Below are 25,524 nucleotides of genomic sequence, written 5' to 3' on the forward strand. Positions count from 1 at the left end.
CGAGGACTCTTATGCATATTCATGATTTGATCGGCATCGGCTTCGGCCCCTCCAATATTGCCCTGGCCATTGCGCTCGACGAGCAACGCCAAGCAGGGCAAGCGCGGGATGCCGTCTTTATTGAACGCCAGCCCAGCTTTGCCTGGCACCCGCATATGCTGCTGGAAAATGCCCATATGCAGATCTCTTTTCTCAAAGACCTGGTCACGCCGCGTAACCCAGGCAGCCGTTTCAGCTTCCTCAATTATCTTCACAGCAAAGGCCGCCTGCAGGACTTTATCAACCTGCAAACCTTCTTCCCCAGCCGCCACGAGTTCAATGATTACCTAAGCTGGACCGCCAGCCACTTTGAACACCAGTGCGCCTATGGAGAGGATGTGTTTGAAGTACTGCCCGAAACTGAAAACGACGAGGTCGCCTACCTCCGCGTTCGTTCACGGGATGAGAACGGCGCGGTGCAGGAAAGACTCACCCGTTCATTAGTGATAAGTGTAGGCGGCGCGCCCAATGTGCCTGAATGCTTCTCTGGGCTAAAAGAAGACCCACGGGTCTTCCACTCCAGCCACTATCTTCGGGAGCTAGCCAAACAAGACGCCCCCAAACGCATCGCCGTGATCGGTGCGGGCCAGAGCGCCGCTGAGATATTCCTGGATCTGCACGGCCGTGAAGGCATTCAGGTGGACCTTATTAGCCGGGCATGGGCCTTTAAACCCTCGGACGATAGCCCCTTCGTCAACGAGATTTTCAACCCCGAATACACCGACTACGTGTTCAACAACCCCACCGGCCAGAGGGAAGCGCTGCTGCAGGAGTACAAAAGCACCAACTACTCAGCCCCTGACTTGGCGCTGATTCAGGAGATTTACGATGTGTTCTATCAGCAAAAAGTAACCGGCCTAGTCCGTCACCGCTTCCGCCGCCGCCATGAGGTCATTGGCAGCGAAGCAACTACTGAAGGCGTTGAGCTACTGGTGCGCGATTTGGAGAGCGGCCATACCGAGTCCACCCGTTACGACGCAGTGGTATTAGCCACCGGCTATGTACGCGACACCCATAAACGGCTGCTGGCCCCCGTTGCGGGCTACCTGCCAGATTTTGCCGTCAACCGCCACTATCAGCTCTACACCAAGCCTGCGTTCAAACCGGCTATTTTCCTGCAAGGCAGCTGCGAACCCACCCATGGTTTAAGCGACACCCTGCTGTCGATTTTGGCGGCGCGGACAAGTGAGATTTGCGAAGAACTGAATGAGGCACTGCCAACAGTCCATTCCGGCGTATCAACTCCCTCTCTCGTAGGCGCGGACTAACCAAGCACTATCGACGCATGGCCGCTCTCTCGGAGCGGCCCCTAATATCGAGACTTACGCCCATTATGCCCTTACATTCTGATGTCGCCGCTTTCTTAGACCTGGTTGCCGATAGCGGCAACCCACCTTTCCACACTCTCTCACCAGAACAAGCACGCGCTGCCTACGAGGCATCATCACAGATGCTTGATGAGCCAATATCTAACGATGCAACGTCACTGAGCATCACCTGTCGAGATGGCCACCCTCTTGAACTGCGCCGCTACCAAGGCGAGCAGCCTTTAGCGCCCACTCTGCTCTACTTCCATGGTGGCGGCTATCTACTGGGCAGCCTGGACTCCCACGATTCGCTCTGCCAAAGCATCGCTCAAGCAACTGGCTACACAGTGCTGGCTGTCGACTATCGCCTAGCCCCCGAGCACAAGTTTCCGACAGCGTTTCACGATGCTGAAGATGCCTACTGCTGGCTGCTGAAGCATGGTGAAGAGATGGGGCTCGATACCTCACGCATTGCCGTGGGTGGTGACAGTGTTGGCGGCACCCTCGCCACAGCTCTTTGCATATCAGCACGAGACAATGGTTGGCCCCCGCCGCGCTGCCAGATCCTGCTCTACCCTTGTACCAGTGCCTGGCAGGAGAGCGAGTCTCACCGCCGATACGCACAAGGCTACCTGCTGGAAGCAGACACCCTGCAGTGGATGTTTGGCCACTACCTAAATAGCGATGAGGAACGTCACGACTGGCGTTTTGCGCCGTTGGAGGCTGCGGATCTCAAAAACTTACCACCTGCCTTCATCGCCCTGGCCGAACACGATCTCCTAGTCGACGAAGGCATCGCCTACGTGAACCGCTTACAGGAAGCGAATGTGGATACCCAACTGACCATATACCACGGCATGGTGCACGACTTCGCACGCCTGGGCAGCATTACGCCTGATGCCACCGGTCAGGTGCGTGGGGATATCGCCAAGGCGCTACGGCAGCATTTTACGAGCCCTCCCGCACAGTAGATATGGCTGCCAGCCTATGGGGCATTCATATGACACCGCTTACTACGCGTACCATTTTGAGCAACAGAGTGTTGCAAGACAGTACAAACCCAGAACATAATACTAATAATAACAATTATCATTAACGCATAAATATCATTCAAGGGGATTACTATGCAGCAACTTCGTACCGGCCTGCGCAGGCAACTGATCACCGTGGCCATTGCCAATGCCTGCGCGGCAATGCTATTCGCGGCACCGGCTGCTCTCGCTCAAGGCACTGATCTACAGCCTAATGAAAGCAGCGACACAAGCACCACACTGCCTACCCTGCAAGTAACCGAAAGCCGTATTTATGAAGAAGCAACGGGGCCTGTACAAGGTATTGCGGCCACCCGCAGCGCAACAGGCACCAAAACCGATACACCGATTATTGAAACGCCGCAGTCTATCTCGGTAGTTAGCAGTGAGGAGTTTAAAAACTACGGGGCTCGGAACTTCACTGAAGCGCTGGGCTATACTGCTGGCATCTCCAGGTTCGAAGGAGCCGATCGAACCACAGAAGGGTTAAGAATTCGCGGTTTTCGCAACACGACAACCTACCGAGATGGCAGCAAATACCAAGCAAACGTGTATGACGGTCAGCAAGAACTCTATGGTCTGGAACGGCTGGAAGTACTTAAAGGCCCCTCATCAATCTTGTATGGCGTGGCTGCCCCGGGTGGCATTCTTAACGCTGTTAGTAAACGCCCCACCAGCACTCCACTACGCGAAGTTAATATCGAGGCAGGCAGTTTCGACCGACGTCAAATATCTGCGGACTTCTCCGATTCATTGGATGAAGATGGCGTATTGTCATACCGTATTACCATGCTGCATCGGGACAGTGACAGCTTCGTCGACCACGTACCGGATGATCGCACCTATATCGCGCCAGCTTTAAAATGGCAGCCGAGCGAGACTACTTCACTCACCCTACTGAGTGAATATCAGCGCGACGAAACGGCTTATGTGTATGGACTACCCACCAGCGGCACCATTCTTTCTAACCCGAATGGGGACATTCCTCGGGAGCGATTCGCTGGAGAGCCTGACTTCGATGAGTATGATAACGAGCGTTACTCGATCGGATATTTACTTGAGCACGATTTCTCTAATAGCCTCCACCTCAGCCATAGCCTCCGCACCTTCCGATCTGAGCGAGACTTTCCTCAGATAGGTCTTGGCCAAAGTAACGATCAACGAGTCTATATGAGAACCGCTTTAGATCGCCATGATGACTCTAGAGCGCTCACCTCAGACACATCTTTACAGTATAATTGGGATATGGGTGATACCGCTAACACCAGCCTGATAGGTATTGATTATCATCGTCAACGCCATGATGTGTCGCGTCATTTCCGTGCGTCAGCCCCGCCGCTAGATGTGTTTGACCCCATTTATGGCGCTGAGGAAATCAGCAGCGAACGAATACCTGGACCATCTAGTAGACAACGCAGTGAACAGATTGGCCTGTATGCTCAAAATCAGATGAAAATCGCTGACAAATGGGTGCTCATGCTGGGTGGACGTCAGGACTGGACTGAGTCTGAGAGCTCACCCTACTTTGGCCCCACAGAGTGGAGCAGTGAAACGGAAAATGCTTTCACTGGACGCGTGGGGGGTGTCTATCTTGCCGATAATGGTTTGGCGCCCTTTATCAGCTATAGCCAGTCGTTTGAACCGACCAGTGGTACTGACCGTAATGGCAATAGGTTTGACCCCACGCGAGGCGAACAATATGAATTAGGCGTCCGCTTTCAGCCAGATAGCTGGGATACCATGCTCACCGCCACCGCTTACGAGCTGACACAGGAAAACGTCAGCGTCACCGATCCGGTGGATACCAGCTTCCAGACACAGATAGGGGAAGTACGTTCACGTGGTGTCGAATTGGAAGCGAAGACGGCAATAGGCCCCAATGCCAACTTGGTAGCCGCCTACACCTACACAGATGCGCGTACAACGAAAAGCAGCCCCGTTACGCCAGATCAGGTGGGCAGGAGAACAGCTAATACGCCCTATAATCAGTTCTCTTTATGGGGCGACTACCGTTTTGGCGATTTCGGCCTACCAGGGCTGAAAGTAGGAGGTGGCGTTCGCTACGTAGGCCCAACCCGGACGACTTGGGTAGAGGGAGAAGTGCCGTCGATTACACTTGTCGATACGCGAGTGAGTTATGAAACTGGATCTTGGGTATATGCAGTGAATGCCACCAATCTCACTGATAAGACCTATATTGAGTCTTGCACTTATGGATGCTTCTATGGCGAACCGAGAAGCATCATAGGCTCAATCAGTTATCAATGGTAACGTCATTACCAATAGAGGCAATGGCAGGCGGCATCACCGCCTGCCATTGTTTTATAAAAGCCAAAATAGAAAGTATATAAATGATCGATATGGGCAACTTACCACCGTCAGGCCACAGAGCATTTTTTTTAGTCATACTGCTATTTTTACCGCTGGTCGTGCCACTTGCTAACGCTGAAGAACCCAAAAAACTCGTCACTTTCGACTATGCTATTGCAGATACACTTGCTGCTTTGCAACGCCCTCCCATAGCAATGGCGGGTTTAGCACAGTATAGAAAATTAAACCAAGAATACTTACTGCCTGACACCCTTGAGCTCGGACTTAGGTTTCAGCCCAATTTTGAATATCTAGCATCATTGGAACCTGATGCCATTCTGATATCGCCACCGGCCCACTTGAATTTAGAGAATAAGCTTTCCGATATTGCTGATGTAATTAAAACCCGGTTGTTTGGGAAAGCATTAAATATTTGGCAGAGCCTTGAACAACTTACTATAAATTTGGGGGAACTGAACGACCAGCAACAGCAAGCTCAAACATTCATTGACTCTGTAGACGCTGAGCTATCATTAATAGCCACACAGATTGAAAGACCTATAGATCCTCTGTTGATCGTAGAAATTCGAGATGACCGACATGTTCGTGTCTATGGGCCTGGAAGTCTGGAAGATATGACCCTCACCCAACTTGGATTAGAGAATGCCTGGAAAGGCAACACGAATGACTGGGGGTTCAGCACCTTAACTATCCCAGAGGCATTTCAGTTAGAAGGGAAAATAATTCTGCTTCGCTCGAATTACTCTCAAGACTTACCTGACTCAACATTACCAGCGTCAGGACTATGGCAGCATTGGTTGGATGATACATCAGTAAGTATCAATAGAAATTATTGGCCATGGGGAGGGTTCCCCTCCATGCTTCGCTTTGCAGAGTCACTCAAGGATGCGCTAGAAAATACTTAACTTCCCGACTGCCTTCATCAGGCAGCCGGGAAGAGTAAGCATACTTGTCAGAAACCGGCCGTTAGGCCGGTAAATTCTCCTCTACGCGCTTCGTTGTTTGGGTATCCTCTTGCAGCTTTCCCATCACTTTTAGCAATAGCGAATCGCTGGAAACAATCGAGAAGTGATCCTCAGAAGTTTCAATAGCCCAACATGGCACTTGTCCCACTTGATGCATTAGCGCTTGCCGTTCCTCGTGTGGACGCCCCTCAGACCACCAACAGTCCACTTCACAACTCAACGTCGGCAACATACCAGACTTTAGGGAGAGTCGCTTCAGATGGCGTGCCACACAGAAGATCCGTGCCAATTCCTCACCACCCAGAGCGGCATAACCTGCCCGTCCGCGGGCCGCATCCAACGCCAGCAAACGTTCTAGCATAGTGGCAAGCTCCGTTTCGCTTGGCTCCTTACAGGTCGATGCATGAGTACTATTAGCGACCATCTCAGGTGAGATACCCGGCAAGATTACCGACACATAGGCCGCAAAATCCCGGCGCCAATCATCTTCGCTCTTCTGGCCGCTACCGGGGATATAGGGATCCACCAACGCCAACAGGATCACCTCCTGGGCCTGCTTTTCAAGCCGTGCCGCAATCATTGCTGCCACGGTACCACCTAGGGACCACCCCAATAACCGATAGGGCCCCACAGGTTGTATACGACGTATAGTCTTCACATAATCATCAGCCATTGTTTCAAGTGAGGTATCTCGATGCTGTGGGTCATTCAACATTCGGCAAGGCAGGCCGTAAACAGTACATATCCCCTGCAAACGTCGGGCTAACGGCTGATAGTCAAAAACCGTTCCCATTACGGCATGAATGCAGAACAGTGGCGGTTGACTTCGGCATTCGCCATTGAGCATGACAGCACCTTTGGGTAGAACCTCAGTGTGATTTTTCACTCCCAGCAGATCAGCAATAGTCGGCTTCTGCATCAGATCTAACAGCTGAAAGTTGATCTTAGTTTCCTGCAGAGCTTGTACACGGCTCACCACTTTTAGACTTAGCAAAGAATCACCACCTAATTCGAAGAAGTTGTCGGTTTCTCCGACTCGCTCAACGCCCAGCACTTGCTGCCAAATCTCGGCGAGTTGGCGTGCCTCTGGTGTAGAGGGTGTCACGTACTCCCTGGCGTCCTTTAGTTGAGGCTCAGGTAACGCCTTGCGATCCACATTGCCATTAACATTCAGCGGCAGAGTATCAAGGGTGACCACGACGCCCGGCACCATATAATCCGGCAGTCGTTGACCCAGCACTTCACGTAGTGAGCTAGTGTCGAGTTCACTGTCAGCCTGGGGAACCACATAGGCCACCAACCTGGAACCATGGGAACCTTCTTGGGCGACCACGACCGCTTCGCGAACCTCTGGCTGAGAGAGCAGTTCGGCTTCGATCTCCCCCAGCTCGATACGCAGGCCGCGGATCTTCACTTGATGATCCAAGCGGCCCAGGTACTCGAGCTGGCCATCTTCCCGCCAACGCACCAGATCGCCCGTACGGTAGAGGCGTTCGCCCTTAGTGAACGGATCAGCGATAAAGCGCTCCGCCGTGAGATTACTGCGATTGAGATATCCACGGGCCAGGCTTATCCCGCCCAGGTACAACTCTCCCGCGACGCCCTGTGGTACTACCAAGACGTAGGTGCGGGTACCACTAATGGGCCGCCCAATGGGAATCTGGCGGTGAGTGTCATCACGACACCACCAATGAGTGACATGAATAGTAGTTTCAGTGGGGCCATAGAGATCATGCAGGTGGGCACCATCAAGACACTCAGCCACATCTTGCTGTAGCGTGGCTGGAACGGCCTCGCCACCGCACATAATATGCTTGAGCCGCGTCTTGGCCTTAACATCAGGATAGGCCAGGAAGGCCTTGAGCATTGAGGGCACAAAATTGAGCGTGGTAACTCCGTGCCGCTGGATCAGCTCGATGATGCGCTCTGGATCTCGATGATCTCCTGGTTGGGCGATCACCAAACGTGCCCCGACACTCAGCGGCCAGAAAATCTCCCATACCGAAACATCGAACCCAAACGGCGCCTTGTGCAGTACGGCATCGGTATTGGTGAGTTGATAGGTCTCCTGCATCCAGACCATGCAATTGGTCAAGGCATCATGGCGGATGGTGGCGCCCTTGGGTCGCCCGGTGGATCCCGAGGTATAAATCACATAGGCAAGATGCTCGCCGTGCAGCGTCACCGCTGGATTGGTAGAAGCATGATGCGCAACATCTAGTCGATCCAACTCAACAACGCTTAGTCCATCAGCTACCGGCAATGACGCGCGCAAGTGGTGCTGAGTCAGCAACAGTTCAATGCCACTATCTTCGGCGATGAAGGCCAGCCGCTCTGCGGGATACTCGGGATCCAACGGCACATAGGCTCCACCCGCCATAGGTGTTGTCTATAAACAGCTGCACTAATGCCCAGGTGGCAGGTATCTGCAGCCCAGGCGCTAGGCGTCGCCTACACACGCCAGCGCCGGTTTGATGCTTTTTGGTCTCAAGACGCTAAGTTCGACGTTTGGGATATCGCCGGCGGCATTTTGATTGCCAGAAAAGCTGATTACACCGTCACGGGCCTCACTGGCGAGCAGAATACCGCTCATTGTAACAGTTTACTTGCGGCACACCCCGAGCGGCACAGCCAACTGCTAGCGTGTTTAACTTCTGCCTGATAAACGACCCAAGTCATTTCTACTCTCATCGGCTAGCCAATCAAACGTGGGCTAGCTGACCGAGACCGCCCCCTTGCCTGCTTTTCCCAGGCGGCGTTTGCCCTATCTCACGTGAATCTTTTCATTTTTTTGTTAAAAATGAGAACTATTAGCACTAGAATGGAGCCATTATCATTAACCCTATCGCCAGGAGTGATTCATGTTCGAGGTCAAAGGCGCCACTTTTGAGATTAATGGCAAACCAATTCTAACCCCCATTGACCACAGCTTTCATGAAGGCAAAGTTTACGGCCTGATTGGCCACAATGGCTCAGGCAAGTCGACCTTGATTAAATTGATGGCCCAGCAGCAGCCGGTCAGCCAAGGTGAGATTGACTTTGACCAGCGCCCGCTAAGTGATTGGGGAAACCGTGAATTTGCCCGCCAGGTGGCTTACTTGCCCCAGCATTTGCCCAGCGCCGAAAGCCTTACCGGGCGCGAGCTAGTGGCCTTTGGCCGTTATCCATGGCACGGGCTGTTGGGGCGCCACACCCCAAAAGACAAAGAGGCCATTGATCGGGCCATTGCCCTTACTCACACCGAGGCCTTTGCCGACCGCCTGGTCGACACGCTCTCCGGCGGTGAACGCCAGCGCGTATGGCTGGCCATGCTACTCGCCCAGGGCAGCCGGTTTCTGCTGCTCGATGAGCCATTAGCAGCGCTGGATATCGCTCACCAAATCGAAGTATTGGCGCTGATCCGCAAGCTGTGCGACGAGCTAAATCTCGGTGTTATTATCGTGCTGCACGACATCAATATGGCCTCACGCTACTGCGACGAGCTGATGGCATTGCACAGCGGTCGTTTACTGGCCTGCGGCACGCCAAACGACATGATGTGCGATAGCACGCTGGAAGCTATTTACGGGCTCCCCATGCAGGTAATGAAGCACCCTAACGGAGAGCATAATATCGCCGTTGCCCAGTGACACCTCGTCTTCGCAACGGGCTATTCGCGTTGAGCTGCCTGAGCTCTCTCTCTAGTCAGGCCATCGCCTCAAACACTATTGTGACGCTGGACTGGACGATTGCCGAAACATTGATCGCCCTAGACAATCCGCCCGTAGGGTTAGCAGAGATTCCCCAGTATCAACGCTGGGCCGGCGCCGAGCAGCTACCGCCAGGCGTTGTTGACGTTGGTCTTCGGGCGCAGCCCAACCGCGAGTTAATGGCTCAACTAGCGCCAGATCATATTTTGCTTTCGCCACTGTATATGCGCTTAAGCGAACAGCTTAGTACCGTTGCCCCCGTGACCGCGCTAGACACCTACCAGCTCGGCGAGCCCTTGTGGCAACGCCTTGAGCGCACAACCCACACCTTGGCTGCGCTGAGCGGCAGCGAGGATGCAGCGGTCGCTATGATCAATGCCTTAGAAACCTATTTGGATCAGCAAAAAACGCAGTTAGAAGAGCAGCCATCGCTACTCGTTGTGCAGTTTATCGATGCGCGCCATCTACGCGTGTTTGGCGAACACAGCCTTTTTCAAGCGGTACTTGAACGCTTGGGGCTGAGCAATGTTTGGCAGCATCCGACCAACCAGTGGGGATTTTCAACGGTGGCGCTAGAGGAGTTGCTGTCCTATCCCGATGCGGCCATTGTCGTCGTCGAGCCACTGCCCGCGGGGATGAGCGACCGTTTTTCGAACAATCCACTGTGGCAGCACCTGCCCGCCGTGCAGGCAGATCGCGTTATTCGCCTACCGGCGGTGTGGAGTTTTGGCGGGTTTCCATCAGCAGCACGCTTCGCTGAGTTACTCAGCGAAGCGCTATTAGCTCGTTAAGCGAAATTCTTTAAAGAAAGCTTAAAAGTCTAATGCAGCAGAAAGCTTGACCGTACGAGGCTCGCCTTGCGTCAAATAACCGCCGGTCGCAGAAGCCCAGTAGTTCTCATCGGTGAGGTTTTCGATATTGGCACGCAGGGTGAGCGTGTTCTGATTTAACGGCATGGCGTAACGAACCCCAAGGTCCCAGCGGGTCCAAGCGTCAACCTCAAGCTGGTTGGCGGGGTCTAGATACTGACTGCCGTTACGCACCGCGCGGCCGCTCAATGTCCAGCCCGGAGCCTGAGGAATATCCCACTCGCTGCCAACCACTAAGCGGTAGTTGGGCACTCCCACCGCGTCGTTGCCTTGATTAGCGCCGTCATCGGTGCGAACCAGCTCAGGATCAATCCACATGGCGCTGCTCAGCAAACGCACCCCCTCCACCGGCTCACCGTACACACTGAGCTCCACGCCACGATTACGCTGCTCGCCGTAATAGCCAAAAACACCGGTTTCAGCGTCAATAAAGGCATTGGGTTGCTCGATTTCAAACAGACTCAAACTGCCGCCGATAGTACCCAAATCCAGCTTAGCACCCACCTCGTTTTGTCCTGCTTCGACCAAACCAATGCTCTGGCCCGCGTTTACCGCTCTTGTTGGCGCGGTGTCGCCTGGCTGGAGCGCTTCAATGTGATTGGCGTAAAGCGACAAGCTATCCGTCGGCTTTACTACGATGCCATACACGGGCGAAAGGCGCGTATCGCTAAAGCGAGCATCAAAGTCGCCGTCATAATCATAGTTGGTGACCTCGACCTCCTGGTAGCGCGCCCCTAGCGTGAAGAGCAGGCGATCATCCAGAAAGCCCAACGTATCAGACAGCGATACGCCGTTGTTGCGGGTACGGCTACGTAAACTGGGGTCATTCATATCTCCACCTGCAAACGCAGGCTCGCGTACGGCAATGTCAGCCGGTCGGTAAATATTGGACGGCTGACCGGGTGAAGCTAGCTCATAGGCCGAGCGCGTCGTGCGATAGACGCTTGAATAGCCAAGGTCCAGCTGGTGACTCACTGCACCGGTGTCAAACGCTCCGCGCAGACCCGCTTGGCTGCCAACGCTTTCCGCACGATAAGGAGCGCGCAGTTGGCCAATGGTGGAATCACCTTGCGCATTGTTAACCGTTGACGATGCATAAAGCCCGCTTTCGCGCGTGTTATTGCCACCCAGTGCGGCATACGCGGTCCAGCTGCCGGTGATATCGTACTCTCCACGCAGCATCGCGAAATTGGTGCGCAAATCGGTATTCGCCCACTCTGGCGAATAGTTGGCATCCGCTGAGGGTGCATTGGGAACCGCCGTTAGCCCAGCACCAGCATAGACTACCGAACGCCCACCGTTGACGTTATGAGTTTGATGGCCAATATCTAACGAAGCACGACCACGGTCACCGCGATAATCGAGTCCAACCACGGCAGACGTTGCCCGCCTCTCCTCATCGTTGATCGCGGTGTCGCCGCGACCGCGCACAACGTTAGCGCGCACGCCAAATCGATTCTCATCGCCAAAGCGTCGCCCAACGTCTATGCCACTTTCCACATAGCCGCTGCCCGTCACCCCGGTGGTTAGTCTTGTCAGCGGCGCATCCGCAGCGCGTTTTGGCTCAATGTTGATCGCCCCACCCACACCCGAGCCGCTGGGCGAAACGCCGTTAGCAAAGGCATTGGCGCCTTTAAACAGCTCGACGCGCTCGGCGATATTGGTCGCGACCACCTGGCGAGGTAATACGCCATAAAGCCCACCATAAGAGATATCTTCGCCATCAAGTTCAAAGCCACGAATCTGAAACTTTTCAGCATAGTTGCCAAAACCAAAACCGCTTTGCACCGACGCATCGTTAATAAGCACATCGGCCAACGTGTCCGCCTGCTGATTATCAATAAGCTCAGCGGTAAATCCAATGACGTTGAACGGCACATCGGCAGCATTACGCTGCCCCCAGGAGCCAACGCGCGCTCCGGCAGCCACCTGCCCCCCGGCAAACGCGGGCGACGGTGTATCACCGTGAGTGGCCGCTTCACCGATCACCGTGACCGTATCAAGCGGGGCATTATTACCAGAGGATGCTTGCGCCCACACTATCGTGGGCATCGGCAGCGCTCCCAGTAACACAAAGGTGAGCGTGCGCCAGGAAGGGGAAGGCAGCGACATGAAGCGAGTTCCTCAGTATCGATTAATAGCGGTCAGCGGGTGCTGAAAACATAGCGGGAATGCGAATGCTACAGCAAAGCAAAATTATTTTCATTTGATATTAAAACGCATTTAACACACACGCCACTATTTAACTGAGATGCATTACCGTTTAAAGTAAGCGCATTGTTATTCACCCAGCGCCCTGTGTTGGAGTCCGTTTATGCCCCTCGCCCTGCGTCAGCCGCAAATCTTCGAACCTTCATTAGCTGCCTGCTATATAGGGCCGTTAGCCAACTTTACGCCGCCTCTTATTGGCGGGACGCCCCCGCTGGAAGCCTTTAACGCTGCCCGCTGGCTCGATGCCCATTGGCTGAAAGAAGATATCGCCCTCATGGCGGAGCAATACCCAGGTGGGGACCTGCGAGCCGTTGCCTCTATTTGGTCGAAGTGGCATTTCAGCGCGCTGGCACTGCCGACGCTTGTGGCCAACCTGCTGCTTAATCGCAAACTGCCGGTGGGATTGAATGATCTCCAGGTCGTCCTTAACGACAAGGGCTGTACCTCACGGCTGTGGCTGCCTCACGAAGGCACGCCATTAACTACCCACTCCCCATATGAACGCTTTGCGACGTTAATCGAGCAGCACTGGACACCGCTAATTGAACAACTAGCGGCTATTTCCGGCGCGGCAACGCGGGTATTTTGGAGTAATGCAGGGAGCTACATCGATCATTTCATCAATGTGTTGGCTGAGCATCCCCTCGTCAACGAGGGCGCCCTTGAAGCGGCCAAAGCACTGCTAGAAACACGTACCTTGGCGAACGGCAAACGCAATCCGCTCTTTCAACCGGTTCGTTACGTTCAGCCTAAAGGCAGCGAAGAGGTAAAGCGGGTGCGCAAGCTGTGCTGCCTGCGCTACCTACTGGATGAATTAGGCACCTGCGGCACCTGCCCACTTGAAGCCTGCAATATCGAGGCAAGCAAGCACGCCCGAAGCAACCAAGCCGCTTGCTAATTGAGCGACTTGCTCAGAAAAACAGGCAGGCGATAGTTGATCTAGATATTAATTTGCGCCACCGCATCGGCGCTAGCCAGCGCCCGCTGCTCGCCCTTAAGCTCGCTTAACTGCCCTTTCGACATTTCCAACAGCCTGTCAGCATGTTCGAAATAGCTATCGTCATGGCTGATAGCAAACACCGTGATGCCCATATCGCGCAAATGTGGCAGCAGCTCACGATAGAATAAACGACGAAACTGCGGGTCCTGATCGGCGGCCCACTCATCCAACAATAAAATTTCCCGCTTTTCAGCAATCGCAAGCAGCAGCGCCAGACGCTTACGCTGTCCTTGTGAAAGCTGCGTATTAGTGACTCGATCCCCTTCCCACTGCAATTTATGCTGCATTTGCAGCCGTTCTAGCCACGTCGCCACCGTTTGTGGATCAGCCGGCAGCCCACCTGGGCCCATGGCTTGATCAAACTGGTGAAAATCGGTAAACACGCTCGCAAAACGCGCTCTAAAGGCATGCCATTGGGCCGACGTCAGCACCTGGCCATCCACCTTTATTTGGCCACTTTGGGGCCGATAGAGCCCCGTTAATAGGCGCGCCAACGTCGACTTACCACTACCGTTGCCCCCAATAAGAAACACCTGCTCTCCGCGCTCTAGCGTCAGGCTAACAGGGCCGACTTGAAACCCTTCACCCTGTGCACTGGCCGGGTAATGATAGCTGACGTCGACCAGCTCAAGCCGTTGCCAGTCGTGCAGCGAATCGTCGACGCTAAAGCCTGGTTGGTAGTCGGCAAGCTCCAGGCTTGCCAGCTTATCAAAGGCTACCTGCGCGCTAATCAAGGTAGGCCACGCGCCGATGGCCTGAATCAAGGGAGTGCGTAAAAACAGCAGCGCTAGCGCAAACGTAGCGGCGACGGCAGGCGTTGCCCAGCCCAGCCCGTTAGCCATAAAGAAAACCACGCCAATGGCTCCAAGCATCATAATATTGGACCAGTTGCCGGCGCTTAGGTGATAGGTATCGGCACGAATAATGTGATAGAGATAATCACGGGCATTAGCAGTATAAGTTTCGTCGAAAAAGCGCTGCGCACGATCGCGGTTGAGCGCAAGCTCTTTACGCCCTTCAATAGCCGATTGATAGTCTTTATATAAGCGGTCTTCACTTTCACGCACTAAGCGAAAATGGCGATAGACCCGCGACACCAACACCCAGCCCACCCCCATGGTGAATGCGATCCACAGCACGGTAATCACCACCATTTGCGGCGATAGCCAAGCCAGGTAAGCGATTGAAGCCAGCGTTAAGGCCACCCCTTGAATCAGCTCTGGCAGGCGCACAAAGCCAATGGTGATATTTCGCACATCGCTCGATAAACTGGCAAGCAACGTGGCATTGCCCAGTTGCTCCAGGCGCTCGATATCGCTATCCAGGATGCGCTTCACCAAGCGTGAGCGCAGGTCAAATACAAAGTGATGCCCAAGCACGGTCAGCGCCAGCTGTGTCGCCAGCGTGATGGCGAGTAGCAGGGCCAATAAGCCCAAAAATTGCGGTAACGCGGCCAAGCTGCCTACTTCAATCAGCCGCTGATTAATAAACGCAATAACGCCCACCCCTAAGCCAGCACTTAACAGGCTCAAACCTATCGCGCCCAAAAATGGCCAGCGATAGTGGTGAAGTACTAAGCGCACCAGCTCCATGGGAATTTTCACCTTGTAGATAAAAGAGCGCTGAAGTTTGACGTACTGCCCGGCGATGTCAATAAAGGCATCAAATCGCGCTTACCTGTAAACTAGGCGGATGGCATGATTCCCATTCATAACGGGCAATGCATAAAAGCGGTGTATAAAAGGCGCATAACCGCCGCGGCTACACCCTCAGCTAGTCGTTACAATAACCAAGGAGACCCCATGCACTCAGTGAGGGCCCCGTTTACCAAGCACCAGCGCTACATTAGGAATGTTTCATGACAGCCACTTACCGCGACGGGCCTATCATCACCTCGCTGCTGGATACCGACTGGTACAAGATCACCATGATGCAGGGGGTACACCACAAATACCCCAATGCCAGTGTTACCTGGGAATTCCGGTGCCGTAATTCGGAAGATTTGGCGCCGTACCTGAGCGAGATTCGCGATCAGATCGATCAGTTAGGCACTCTCAAGCTCAGCGTCGAGGAATCGGCTTATCTCAGCACGATTAACTACCTCACGCCGGACTTTATACGTTTCCTAGAACTGTTTCGCTTCCGTCCCGAGTACGTTGACGTGTTTATGGAAGACCAGGAGCTATGTATCGTCATCGACGGTCCCTGGTCGCACAGCATACTGTTCGAAATCGTGTTATTGGCGATCATTAGCGAAGTACGTAACCGCGTACTCTACCCTGATATTACTATTGAGCAGGCGGTGAATCAGCTGCGCTATAAGCTCGATACGCTGCGTGATAACTACACGTCCGAACAGCTGGCAGGTCTGAACCTTGCAGACTTTGGCACCCGCCGTCGGCTTTCTCAGCCGGTGCAGGAAGCCATCATTACGGTGTTGAATCAGGAGTTCCCAGGCAATTTCGTGGGTACCAGCAATGTCGATATCGCCAGGCGCCACGGGCTCGCCCCCATGGGTACGATGGCCCACGAATGGGTCATGGCACACCAGCAGCTAGGTAGTCGTCTAGTCGATAGCCAGCGCGCGGCGCTGGAAGCCTGGGTTCAGGAATACCGCGGACATCTTGGTATCGCACTCACCGACACCATCACGCTGGACGCCTTCCTGCGAGATTTCGATCTGTATTTTGCCAAGCTTTTCGATGGACTTCGCCACGATAGCGGCGACCCACTGCACTTCGCGGAAAAATGCATCCAGCACTATAAAACATTGGGCATCGACCCCCGCAGCAAGACGCTGATTTTTAGCGATTCGCTAACGTTCGATAAGGCAATGGCGCTTAAGACAACGCTTGAAGGCAGAATCAAAACAAGCTTTGGGATTGGCACTACGCTTACCTGCGACGTGCCCGGCCTAAAACCGATGAACATGGTGATTAAAATGGTGGCCTGCAACGGCCAGCCGGTGGCCAAGATCTCCGATGAACCCGGCAAAACTTCGTCACGAGACCAGGGCTTCGTCAAATACCTTAAGCGGGTATTTCAGGTAGAGCATTGAGACCAACGCAAAGCTAGGAGCAGGGCCAGGCGTAGATCTGACTCGCGCCTTTCAAACCGTTGCGATGCCGCTCAGCGGGCGGCTATCGCAACAGCAGGCGTGTCCTACTCAATCAGCACCCTCGCCCGGCTCAATCAAATAGGCTCATCCGTGTCATCACGTTGTCGCGCTTGATTCGCCAATGGAACAGCGCCCCCGCGACATGCAGAACCACCAGTCCTAAAATGATCCAGGCTAGCCATCCATGCCATACAAACAACTGCTCGGACAGTTGCTCATGACGGCCGATTAAGCCCGGTAACTGCCACTTGAAAAACTCCACCGGAAACCCACCGCTTGCCGTCGCGGCCCAGCCCACTATCGGCATAATAATCAGTGCCAAATACAGCAAATGATGCACGCTAGTACTGACGGTACGCTCAAAGGCATTCAGCGGCGGTGAATGGTCCGGCACCACAAAGGCTAGGCGCGTAATGATACGCAGCGTCATCAGCAGTAAGATCAATACGCCGAGCGTTTTATGGCTGGTGTATAGCAAATTGGTAAGCACGCTTCCCGCCAAGTCAAGAATACGGTCAAAACCTACCAATCCTAATGTTAAGCCACTGGCCAATGAGAGCAGTAACGCCCCAGCGACTAGCCAGTGCAGTACCCGATGCGGGTAAATATAGTGATCCAGTTCGTGCATGCCATGCTCCTAACCGCCAATTTATTTGCTTATCATTCTAGTCAGTAACGCTCCCTCACGCTGATTAAAGCATTGCGCCACGTTCAACGCTAAACGTTACTTACCTTATAGCGCTTGTTCAGGTGCGGCTAGCTGCTCGCGAATCAACTCTCCTAAACGGCGCGCCGGCTCTGAGGGGCGATGCGGCGCACGGTGAAGTGCCAACTCAATCATTGGTAGCGCGGGCAGCCCGCTACTTTCATCTAAAGGCCGTAAGGATGGCGTCAGCATACTGCGCGTGACGACCACCACCGCAAGCCCAGCCGTCACGATAGGCGCTAACCCCGCCATAGACTGGCTGGTATAGGCAACTCGCCAACTGCGCCCCGCCGCCTGCAGCGCCTGCTCGGCCACTTCACGAAACACATCAGCGCCGGGGGAATAGAGCGCCAGCGGCAGTGGGTCACTGAGCAACGGCTGCTGATTCACGCCCACCGCCCACACCAACGGCTCGCGGCGAATGACATCGCCACCGGGGGAGTTGCGCTGGCGCGTGACTAAGGCCAAATCTAACTCTTTGGTCTTAACTTGCTCAACAAGCAGTGCGCTGGTGCCACAAATAACCCGCAAGCCAACTGACGGATAAAGCTGATGAAAGTAAGCAAACACGGAGGGCAATAACGACGCGTAATCTTCAGGAATCCCCAGGGTAAGATCACCGGTGACTTGGCGCGCCTGCATGTCGCTCCACGCTTCGTCGTTAAGCGCTAACAGGCGGCGCGCGTGGCTAAGCAAACGCTCTCCTTCCGATGTAAAGCGTATTCGTCGCCCTTCTCGCTCATGCAGCGTAAGCGTTAACTGCGCTTCTAATCGCTGCAACTGCATGCTGACCGTCGACTGCGTGTAATCCAAGCGCTTAGCCGCCGCGGTCACGCTACCGGTATCAGAAATGGCCACTAGCGTACGCAGCAAGGTGAGATCCAACGTCGGTGCGCGCATATATCATAATCCTTGATGAACACCATCAATAAAGATTGATATTGTGATGCATTGGCAATAAGTATGCTGCTCTGCACATGCTTAAATCAAGGAGATCGCACATGCATCCCGTTCACGCCCCCGTCATATTTCCACGCTGGTACAGCATTGGCGCGGCGCTAGTGGCCGTGATGCTTTGGAGTGCGGCGCCGCTGCTGGCTGAATTCGCAAAGGCCACGCCACCCCTGCAGCTAACGACGGTAACGCTATTAGCTGGGGCACTAGCAACGCTCCCCTTAAGCCGCCGCGTCAACGTCGCGGCCAGCAGCTTTGGCTGGCAGTTCAGGATCTGGGTAGGCGTTCCATTGCTCATTTTTGGTGCGGTGAGCACGTACTTTATCGGCATGCGTTTAGCGCCCGCCGCTGAAGCGGCGCTGATTACTTATACCTGGCCCGTGCTGTTTGTATTACTCACCCAGTGGAGTCGCTTTGGCCGCTTACGCTTAGGCGGGGCTTTAGGCGCACTGATTGCGTTTTCAGGCGCGGCGCTGCTACTCGTGCCTCAAGCGATCAGTGGCGGCCTAGGTGGCGCTACTACTGGCTACGCCTTGGCACTTTTAGCGGCTTTTTGCTGGGCTATCTATTCATGGTTGAGCCAAGCAGCGCCGGTGGCACTTACGCCGCTATTACCTAGGCTGCTGCTTGTTGCTAGCGCTATCGCTACAGGTGCTAGTCTGCTATTAGAAGGGCGCATTGCGCTGCCCAGTGGCGAGGCACTTTTGGCAGGTATCGCCCTGGGGCTAGGTCCGTACGGGATAGCGATGGTGGCTTGGGATAAAGCCCTTCGCTGGGGGCACACCAGCTTGGTAGGCAGCCTTGCTTACGGCGTACCCATTTTAGCCGCCCTGCTGCTGGTCTTGGCAGGGATGAGCGTTCTTGACTGGCGCCTACCCGCAGCGGCGGTACTGGTCATCGCTGGATGCATCAAAGCAGGCCGCTAGGCGCTATGTTCCAAAACAAATACAAACGCCCTTGTCGCTATCAGCGGCAAGGGCGTTATGGACTGCGTCAAAAGCGTGGGAAGTTACATATCTGGCGCAATATCCGCGGCTTCAGTCTCAACGTTCAGCTCAAACAAACCGCTGCCAGCGGTGCTATATCCGCGTGCACTCACGGTATAAGTTCCCGGTAGCAACTGTTCCTGCAACTGCGAATTGGTACCGCCTGCGCCATCATCGTCACTTACAGCAACGCCTGGGCCGCTAATTTCTAAAAAGGTGTCGAAATCTGAAGAACGCATGGCAATCGTCACCAGCGAGCTTTCCTCGATCGTAAGCTCGTAAGTAAGCGGTTCACCGCTGTACCAGCCATTTAACGTCTCGCCAGACGTGAGCGCGCCTTCGTTTTGCAACTCAACGTCATCGGGCAATTCACGCGGCTCAACGGCAAGCGCGAATAGACCGCTCTCGGAACCATAAGCCGTGCGTGCTGTTAGCTGATAGGTGCCGGGTGCTAAAAAGTCAGCAATGCGCGCATCCAAGTTACCTGCACTATCGTCATCTTCGCGGTAGTAGCCATTGGGGCCTTCCAATACCAGATAGGAGTCGACTTCGCTGGAGCTCATCTCAATTTGGTACATGCCAGCTTCTTCAATCTCTAGCTCATAGCCAAGATCTTGACCGCTGTACCAGCCATTGAAGGACTCATTGGGCGCAATAGGGCCATCATTGCGCAGCTCACCATCACCTGGCAGCTCGCGCGGTTCTGCCGTTAGCGAGAACAGGCCATTGGCATCGCCATAGGCCGTGCGTGCGCGCAGCGTGTAATCACCCGGGGCAAGAAAATCCGAAATGCGTGCGTTTAAATCACCAGCACTATCATCATCTTCACGCAGATAGCCATTGGGGCCTTCCAACACTAGATAGGCATCGAAGTCATCGGCACGCATCTCTATTTGATACATACCGGCTTCTGCGATCGTTAGGGTAAATTCACGGGCTTCGTTATTGAGCCAACTATCGATAGGCGCATCAACGGTTAGCGTATCGGAATCACTGAGCTCGATAGTACGGCCATTGACGCTAAACGGGCCGTAGCTATGCGCATCAGCTCCGCTCACTACCACTACATAATCACCGCTCTCTTCAATGCGCTGGCGTACCGTTGGCGCACTTGCCAGCAGCTGCAACTGGTCATCATACAGAGCCACTATGCCCTGCAATGCGCCACGCAGAGAAATTTCGACTAAATCTTCTGCTTCCAACGTCATGGCATAGCGCAAAAAACGGCTGCCATCTTTACCGTTGAGCTCGCTAGCCGACGTTATTTCACCATTCATACGCTCGTTGAGTGTAAATTTCTTCAATCCCGCAACAGCAGAAGAAGGCTGTTTACCAGTCCCATCAACGTTTTCGACGGGCGTCGCGTCGGTTGACAGCCCCTGTAAAGGAATAACTTGAGCGGCCAAAAAACCAACGACAGCGCCGCCAACAGCGACAAGTACAAAACCCAAGGAAGAAGATTTAGCCATGAATAATTTCCTATTAAGTCGCAATGACAATGATTAATTAATGCGTCAATCGTAAGTATAAGATGCTTACGCTATTCAAGTGAGCGTTTCATGAAAAGCACTGTATTTCAGTCACGCTATTATTGACACAGTTCCTGCACAATTCGGTAAGTAGCTGAAATTCAAGGTCGCATAAGGAAAGTGTAAAAATCTCGAATATGAACCTAATTGCACCGATCTTCTTAAAGCTTGCTGAGCTTAAGCGACACGGGTACTATCGTTTGGCCTATAAGGCACCTCATCAAGAGTGCGGGATTCGTGACACGCAAAACTGAGGTACTCCCATGGGAGCCCGAAAAAGACTGATCCGAACGATTTGCTTGGCAGCGATCGTAACATGTAGCGCTGCCAATAGTGCCTTTGCACACGAAACAGAAATACAGGAAGGCGTCGCATCGTTTTACAGCGACCGCTTTCAGGGAGCCACCACTGCTAGTGGGGAACCTTTTGACCAACAGGCATTAACGGCGGCTCATCCAAGCCTGCCTTTTGGAACGAAAGTACTGGTGACACGCCCGGATACTGGGCAAGAAGTAGAAGTGTTGATCAATGACCGCGGTCCTTTTGTGCAAGGGCGAATCATTGATTTATCTAAACGCGCGGCGGTTAAGCTTGGCATGCTCCGACGCGGTACGGCACCGGTGATGGTAACGCTGTTGGATTAACGGATAACACATTCTTGGTTGGTGTGTGATACCCCTTAGCCTAATCAATGCGACAGCACACGTAGTATCGTAACAGCAGCATATAGACAGGGCGACCAGCAATGGATCGCCCTGTTTTTTTGTGCGTCCTGTCTCTAAACGCGCGATTAACCTACATTGACGAACTTGCCAGCAGGCTAATGGTCTCTATGCTACAAGGGACACCGCACGCGTCGTACAACGCGTAATGTTCATCATGTAACGTATTCGCAGGAGACATTTATGCAGTCGCGCTTTTACACGCTTACCGCTTATCCCAACGGCCTACCCGACCGCTCTCTGTTCGCGCTTGAGACGCAAACGTTGCCTGACCTTGCCGAAGGCGAAGTGCGTATTCGCAACCACTGGCTGTCTGTGGACCCCTACATGCGTGGCCGCATGAGTGGCTTGCGCACCTATGTAGAACCGTTTGGAATTGGTAAACCGATGGAAGGCGGTGCGATTGGCGAGGTTATCGAGTCCAATGATTCACGTCTTAAGGTCGGTGATAACGTCAGTCACATGGGTGGTTGGCGTGATATTGCTCAGCTTCCCGCAGAAGGCCTCACGCCCTTACCGGAAAATGACGTGCCTGAACAAGCGTATCTGGGTGTTCTAGGAATGCCCGGCATGACTGCCTGGACCGGCCTCAATCTGATAGCCGAATGCAAGCCGGGCGACAACGTTTTAGTGAGTGCCGCCAGCGGCGCGGTTGGCTCGCTGGCCGTTCAGCTAGCGAAAGCAAAGGGCTGCCATGTTGTTGGCATTGCGGGCGCGGCTCATAAGCTCGCATGGCTTGAATCATTAGGCGTCGAGCCTGTCAGCTATCAAAACCGGACCGCGCAAGAATTAAGCGATGCGATCAAACTTGCCAGCCCTAACGGCATCGACGTGTATTACGAAAATGTGGGCGGCATCTGCCTTGAAGCGGCGCTCAGCCAGCTAAATGAAGGCGCTCGCATCGCCGTATGCGGCATGATCGATAGCTACAATGCTGAAGCGCCCTCGCCCGGCCCCAGCAATCTTTCTCAGCTGGTGATTCGCAAAGCGAAGATGCAGGGCTTTATCGTTGCTGATCACTGGTCAAGCTACCCCTATTTCCTAAACGAAGTGACTCCCCAGGTAGCGGCAGGCAAGCTGGCTTATAAAGAAACCGTCAAAGAAGGCCTGGAGAGTACGCCTGATGCCTTCCTTGCGCTGTTTGAAGGTGGCAACACCGGCAAAATGCTGGTTAAGCTATAACGCTCTCACCTGCTGTCCCACGTTACCGCAGCGACTGCGACGTTGCGGTAACGTGCTCGCCTCAGAAAAAAATCAAACCGTTAGACCAATAGCGGCTTGATTACTAAAATAGCCACTGAAAAGGTGTGTCTTAACCCATCGGCGCTGTCGATGGGTTAAAGCGCGTTGTTGGCATGTTGCTTGTCTATCTAAATCAAGCAACGTTAGTACGTTTTCATAAGGGGACATCTCATGAAAGAAAGCACGCGTGACCACTGCAAATGGCCAGCTATCATCGCGGGCCTTGTTTTATTAATAGTGGGTTTAGTGCTCGCCGTTGGCGGCGGAAAGCTAATCAGCCTGGGCGGCAGCGCCTACTACTTAATCGCCGGATTGAGCATTATCGCGTGCGGCATTTTATTCATCTTGCGCCGAGGCGCCGCTCTCTGGCTCTACGCACTGGTACTTTTAGCCACCCTGGGCTGGGCACTTTGGGAAGTGGGCCTGGACTGGTGGCAGTTGGTTCCTCGGGTCGCGATTCTCTGCTTAATAGGCATTTTGCTACTGCTTCCCTGGTGGCGTAAGCCGCTCCATTCACGCGGCGGCAGCTTGGCACTGATGGCCAGCATTAGCGCGGCGATGATCGTGGCCATCGCCAGTCAGTTCAGCGACCCCGGCACTATTAAAGGTACCCTAGCCACAAACAACATACCCGGTGCCGGCGCCGTTAACCCCGCCCAGGTGGCAGGTGACGACTGGCCTGCCTACGGCGGCACCAACGCTGGCACTCACTACTCCTCGCTTAATCAGATAACGCCTGACAACATTAGCGAGCTTGAAGAGGTGTGGCGCATTCAAACCGGCGATCAGGCGGGCTCTAATGCACCACCCGAAATTACCAATCAAAATACGCCGCTAAAAGTTAACGACAGCCTGTATATCTGCACCTCGCACAGCCGTGCCATGGCACTCTCTCCTGAAACGGGTGAAACCCTTTGGGAGTTCGACCCGGAAATCAGCACTCAGGGGGCAGATGACTTTTCCAGCTGGGCGCACATGACCTGCCGCGGCCTCGCCTACTACGATGCAGCCAGCTATTCTTCTGACGCCACGCCTAACGACGACGCAACTAACATAGCGACAGACAGCGCACCGGCAAGCGACACGGCAATGTCTTTTGATATCTTCGATAACAACGATATTTTCAGCCTGGATCTTTCTTTTCTGTCGCTGCTGTTTGGCGTTGCAGACGATAGCACTACGCCCGCAATGCTGAGCGCCACGGATGTCATGTGCCCACGCAGGCTCTACCTGCCAACGGCGGATGCTCGCTTGATCGCCTTGAATGCCGATAACGGCGAACGCTGCGCTAACTTTGGCGATAACGGCGAAATTGATCTGACTAACAATATTGGCGATTTTGCACCGGGCGGCTACTACTCAACCTCCCCTGCCACGGTGACCGAGAACCTGATAATCCTGGGCGGCCATGTCACCGACAATAGCTCCACCGATGAGCCATCTGGGGTTATTCGTGCTTTTGATGTGCACACCGGCGAGCTGGTATGGAACTGGGATAGCGGCAATCCAGACAATACCGATCCATTGGCTGAAGGCGAAACCTACACCCGCAACTCACCCAACGTATGGGCGCCGATCAGCGTTGACGAAGAACTTGGCATGGTTTACCTACCCATGGGCAATGCCACCCCCGATCAGTATGGCGCCGACCGCACAGAAAATGACGAAATCTATGGTGCGGGCTTAGTAGCACTCAATCTGGACGATGGCCAAGTTGAATGGGCTTATCAGTTTGTACACCATGACTTATGGGATATGGATACCCCCGCCCAGCCGGTGCTGATAGATCTAGCCACCAACGACGGCACACAGCCTGCGGTAATCCAGCCAACCAAGCAGGGCAGCCTGTATATATTAAATCGCCAAACCGGCGAGCCGATTGTACCCATCGAAGAAGTGCCCGTGCCTCAAGGCGCTGTAGACGGCGACTGGACTGCTGAAACCCAGACTCAATCGGCGCTGAACCTACTGCCTCCGCCACTCACCGAACGTGATATGTGGGGCGCGTCACCGTTTGATCAAATGATGTGCCGCATTCAATTCAACTCATTACGCTATGAAGGCCAATACACCCCGCCGTCGCTGGAAGGCAGCATCATCTATCCCGGCAATGTAGGTGTGATGAACTGGGGCGGGGTTGCGGTTGACCCTGAGCGTCAAGCGCTGTTCACCGGGGCTAAGTACCTAGCGTTTGTGTCCACGCTGATCCCGCGTGACGAGGTGGAGGAAGGCCAAGGTTCTGCCAGCGAACAGGGCTTACAGCCCAATGAAGGCGCGCCCTACGCGGTTGAACTCGGCCCGCTGCTTTCCGTGCTAGGCCTTCCCTGCCAAGCGCCCTCTTGGGGTAACGTGGTTGGAATTGATCTACAAAGCGCAGAGGTCGTTTGGCAACACCGCAATGGCACAACTCGCGACAGCATGCCGTTTGGCCTACCGATTGGCTTGAACGTGGGGGTGCCTGCGCTTGGCGGCCCATTAATCACGGCGGGCGGCGTTTCGTTCTTAAGCGGCACGCTGGATCAGTATCTGCGTGGTTACAACGTCACCACTGGCGAAGAGCTATATAAAGCGCGTCTGCCGGCCGGCGGCCAGGCTACCCCAATGACCTATACCGGCACAGATGGGCGTCAGTACGTGGTCGTTACGGCGGGAGGCCACGGCACTTTTGGTACAAAAATGGGTGACTATGTCATTGGCTACGCGCTACCGGAATAATGTGAGCCAAGTAAAACGTTAACTATGCTCAGCTACGCTATTTTTTAGCGGCTCGCATTGGTAACGACAAACACAACGGGCGGCCTCAGGGCCGCCCGTTGTGTTGATGG

At 54.1% G+C, this 25,524-nt stretch carries 19 protein-coding genes; 13 read left to right on the forward strand and 6 right to left on the reverse strand.

Features of this window, described 5'->3' with window-relative positions:
* Positions 1-11 precede the first annotated feature (11 nt).
* The 4 genes from ACT3RP_RS02415 to ACT3RP_RS02430 all read left to right on the forward strand — a co-directional run bounded on the left by ACT3RP_RS02415 (position 12) and on the right by ACT3RP_RS02430 (position 5,613).
* On the forward strand, positions 12-1,307 hold the full coding sequence (locus ACT3RP_RS02415; protein ID WP_193063494.1) for a lysine N(6)-hydroxylase/L-ornithine N(5)-oxygenase family protein: 1,296 nt from the start codon (positions 12-14) through the stop codon (positions 1,305-1,307).
* Between the two features lie 65 nt (positions 1,308-1,372).
* A complete protein-coding gene (locus ACT3RP_RS02420) occupies positions 1,373-2,317 on the forward strand; it encodes an alpha/beta hydrolase (protein ID WP_441686531.1) in 945 nt (314 codons plus the stop codon).
* Positions 2,318-2,470: 153 nt separating this feature from the next.
* A complete protein-coding gene (locus ACT3RP_RS02425; protein WP_193063489.1) occupies positions 2,471-4,648 on the forward strand; it encodes a TonB-dependent siderophore receptor in 2,178 nt (725 codons plus the stop codon).
* 80 nt (positions 4,649-4,728) lie between these two features.
* Positions 4,729-5,613 carry an ABC transporter substrate-binding protein gene (locus ACT3RP_RS02430; protein ID WP_193063488.1) on the forward strand — a complete coding sequence of 295 codons (885 nt, stop codon included), beginning with the start codon at positions 4,729-4,731 and terminating at the stop codon, positions 5,611-5,613.
* Between the two features lie 61 nt (positions 5,614-5,674).
* Here the strand turns inward: ACT3RP_RS02430 and ACT3RP_RS02435 are convergent, their stop codons facing one another.
* Positions 5,675-8,053: an amino acid adenylation domain-containing protein gene (locus ACT3RP_RS02435; RefSeq protein ID WP_483393158.1), complete on the reverse strand. Its 2,379-nt coding sequence runs from the start codon at positions 8,051-8,053 to the stop codon at positions 5,675-5,677.
* Between the two features lie 27 nt (positions 8,054-8,080).
* Between ACT3RP_RS02435 and ACT3RP_RS02440 the strand changes: the two genes are divergently transcribed.
* From ACT3RP_RS02440 to ACT3RP_RS02450, 3 genes are all read left to right on the forward strand, one after another.
* The gene (locus ACT3RP_RS02440) at positions 8,081-8,335 is read left to right on the forward strand and encodes an inositol monophosphatase family protein (RefSeq protein WP_193063484.1); all 255 of its coding nucleotides are present in this window, start codon (positions 8,081-8,083) and stop codon (positions 8,333-8,335) included.
* Between the two features lie 199 nt (positions 8,336-8,534).
* Entirely contained in the window at positions 8,535-9,302 is a 768-nt protein-coding gene (locus tag ACT3RP_RS02445; RefSeq protein ID WP_193063482.1) for an ABC transporter ATP-binding protein, read from the forward strand.
* Between the two features lie 29 nt (positions 9,303-9,331).
* Positions 9,332-10,153, forward strand: coding sequence for an ABC transporter substrate-binding protein (locus ACT3RP_RS02450; protein ID WP_483393159.1), 822 nt, complete (start codon positions 9,332-9,334; stop codon positions 10,151-10,153).
* Between the two features lie 21 nt (positions 10,154-10,174).
* Here the strand turns inward: ACT3RP_RS02450 and ACT3RP_RS02455 are convergent, their stop codons facing one another.
* Positions 10,175-12,343, reverse strand: a complete 2,169-nt coding sequence (locus ACT3RP_RS02455; RefSeq protein WP_441686568.1) for a TonB-dependent receptor — start codon at positions 12,341-12,343, stop codon at positions 10,175-10,177.
* 202 nt (positions 12,344-12,545) lie between these two features.
* Here ACT3RP_RS02455 and fhuF point away from each other — a divergent pair, with 202 nt between their 5' ends.
* Positions 12,546-13,340: a siderophore-iron reductase FhuF gene (gene fhuF, locus ACT3RP_RS02460; protein WP_483393160.1), complete on the forward strand. Its 795-nt coding sequence runs from the start codon at positions 12,546-12,548 to the stop codon at positions 13,338-13,340.
* Positions 13,341-13,381: 41 nt separating this feature from the next.
* Here the strand turns inward: fhuF and ACT3RP_RS02465 are convergent, their stop codons facing one another.
* Positions 13,382-15,034, reverse strand: coding sequence for a multidrug ABC transporter permease/ATP-binding protein (locus ACT3RP_RS02465; RefSeq protein WP_096281837.1), 1,653 nt, complete (start codon positions 15,032-15,034; stop codon positions 13,382-13,384).
* Between the two features lie 266 nt (positions 15,035-15,300).
* Here ACT3RP_RS02465 and pncB point away from each other — a divergent pair, with 266 nt between their 5' ends.
* Positions 15,301-16,500: a nicotinate phosphoribosyltransferase gene (pncB, locus tag ACT3RP_RS02470; protein WP_441686566.1), complete on the forward strand. Its 1,200-nt coding sequence runs from the start codon at positions 15,301-15,303 to the stop codon at positions 16,498-16,500.
* A 130-nt stretch (positions 16,501-16,630) separates the two neighbouring features.
* Here pncB and ACT3RP_RS02475 read toward each other — a convergent pair whose 3' ends face one another.
* Together ACT3RP_RS02475 and ACT3RP_RS02480 are read right to left on the reverse strand one after the other, a co-directional pair.
* A complete protein-coding gene (locus ACT3RP_RS02475; RefSeq protein WP_444624536.1) occupies positions 16,631-17,188 on the reverse strand; it encodes a cytochrome b in 558 nt (185 codons plus the stop codon).
* A 105-nt stretch (positions 17,189-17,293) separates the two neighbouring features.
* Entirely contained in the window at positions 17,294-18,166 is an 873-nt protein-coding gene (locus tag ACT3RP_RS02480; protein ID WP_441686564.1) for a LysR substrate-binding domain-containing protein, read from the reverse strand.
* Between the two features lie 101 nt (positions 18,167-18,267).
* Between ACT3RP_RS02480 and ACT3RP_RS02485 the strand changes: the two genes are divergently transcribed.
* Positions 18,268-19,146, forward strand: coding sequence for a DMT family transporter (locus tag ACT3RP_RS02485; RefSeq protein ID WP_483393161.1), 879 nt, complete (start codon positions 18,268-18,270; stop codon positions 19,144-19,146).
* Between the two features lie 83 nt (positions 19,147-19,229).
* Here the strand turns inward: ACT3RP_RS02485 and ACT3RP_RS02490 are convergent, their stop codons facing one another.
* Positions 19,230-20,675 carry a hypothetical protein gene (locus tag ACT3RP_RS02490; RefSeq protein ID WP_441686562.1) on the reverse strand — a complete coding sequence of 482 codons (1,446 nt, stop codon included), beginning with the start codon at positions 20,673-20,675 and terminating at the stop codon, positions 19,230-19,232.
* 323 nt (positions 20,676-20,998) lie between these two features.
* On the opposite strand from ACT3RP_RS02490, the gene ACT3RP_RS02495 reads away from it, so the two are divergent.
* The 3 genes from ACT3RP_RS02495 to ACT3RP_RS02505 all read left to right on the forward strand — a co-directional run bounded on the left by ACT3RP_RS02495 (position 20,999) and on the right by ACT3RP_RS02505 (position 25,414).
* The gene (locus ACT3RP_RS02495) at positions 20,999-21,379 is read left to right on the forward strand and encodes a septal ring lytic transglycosylase RlpA family protein (protein WP_096281849.1); all 381 of its coding nucleotides are present in this window, start codon (positions 20,999-21,001) and stop codon (positions 21,377-21,379) included.
* A 261-nt stretch (positions 21,380-21,640) separates the two neighbouring features.
* A complete protein-coding gene (locus tag ACT3RP_RS02500; protein WP_096281851.1) occupies positions 21,641-22,639 on the forward strand; it encodes an NADP-dependent oxidoreductase in 999 nt (332 codons plus the stop codon).
* A 231-nt stretch (positions 22,640-22,870) separates the two neighbouring features.
* Complete coding sequence (locus ACT3RP_RS02505) at positions 22,871-25,414, forward strand: glucose/quinate/shikimate family membrane-bound PQQ-dependent dehydrogenase (RefSeq protein WP_483393162.1); 2,544 nt, start codon at positions 22,871-22,873, stop codon at positions 25,412-25,414.
* Positions 25,415-25,524: the final 110 nt, after the last annotated feature.

The organism is Halomonas sp. AOP5-B2-8, from assembly GCF_052376475.1.
In the GTDB taxonomy this organism is placed as follows: Bacteria; Pseudomonadota; Gammaproteobacteria; order Pseudomonadales; family Halomonadaceae; genus Vreelandella; species Vreelandella casei.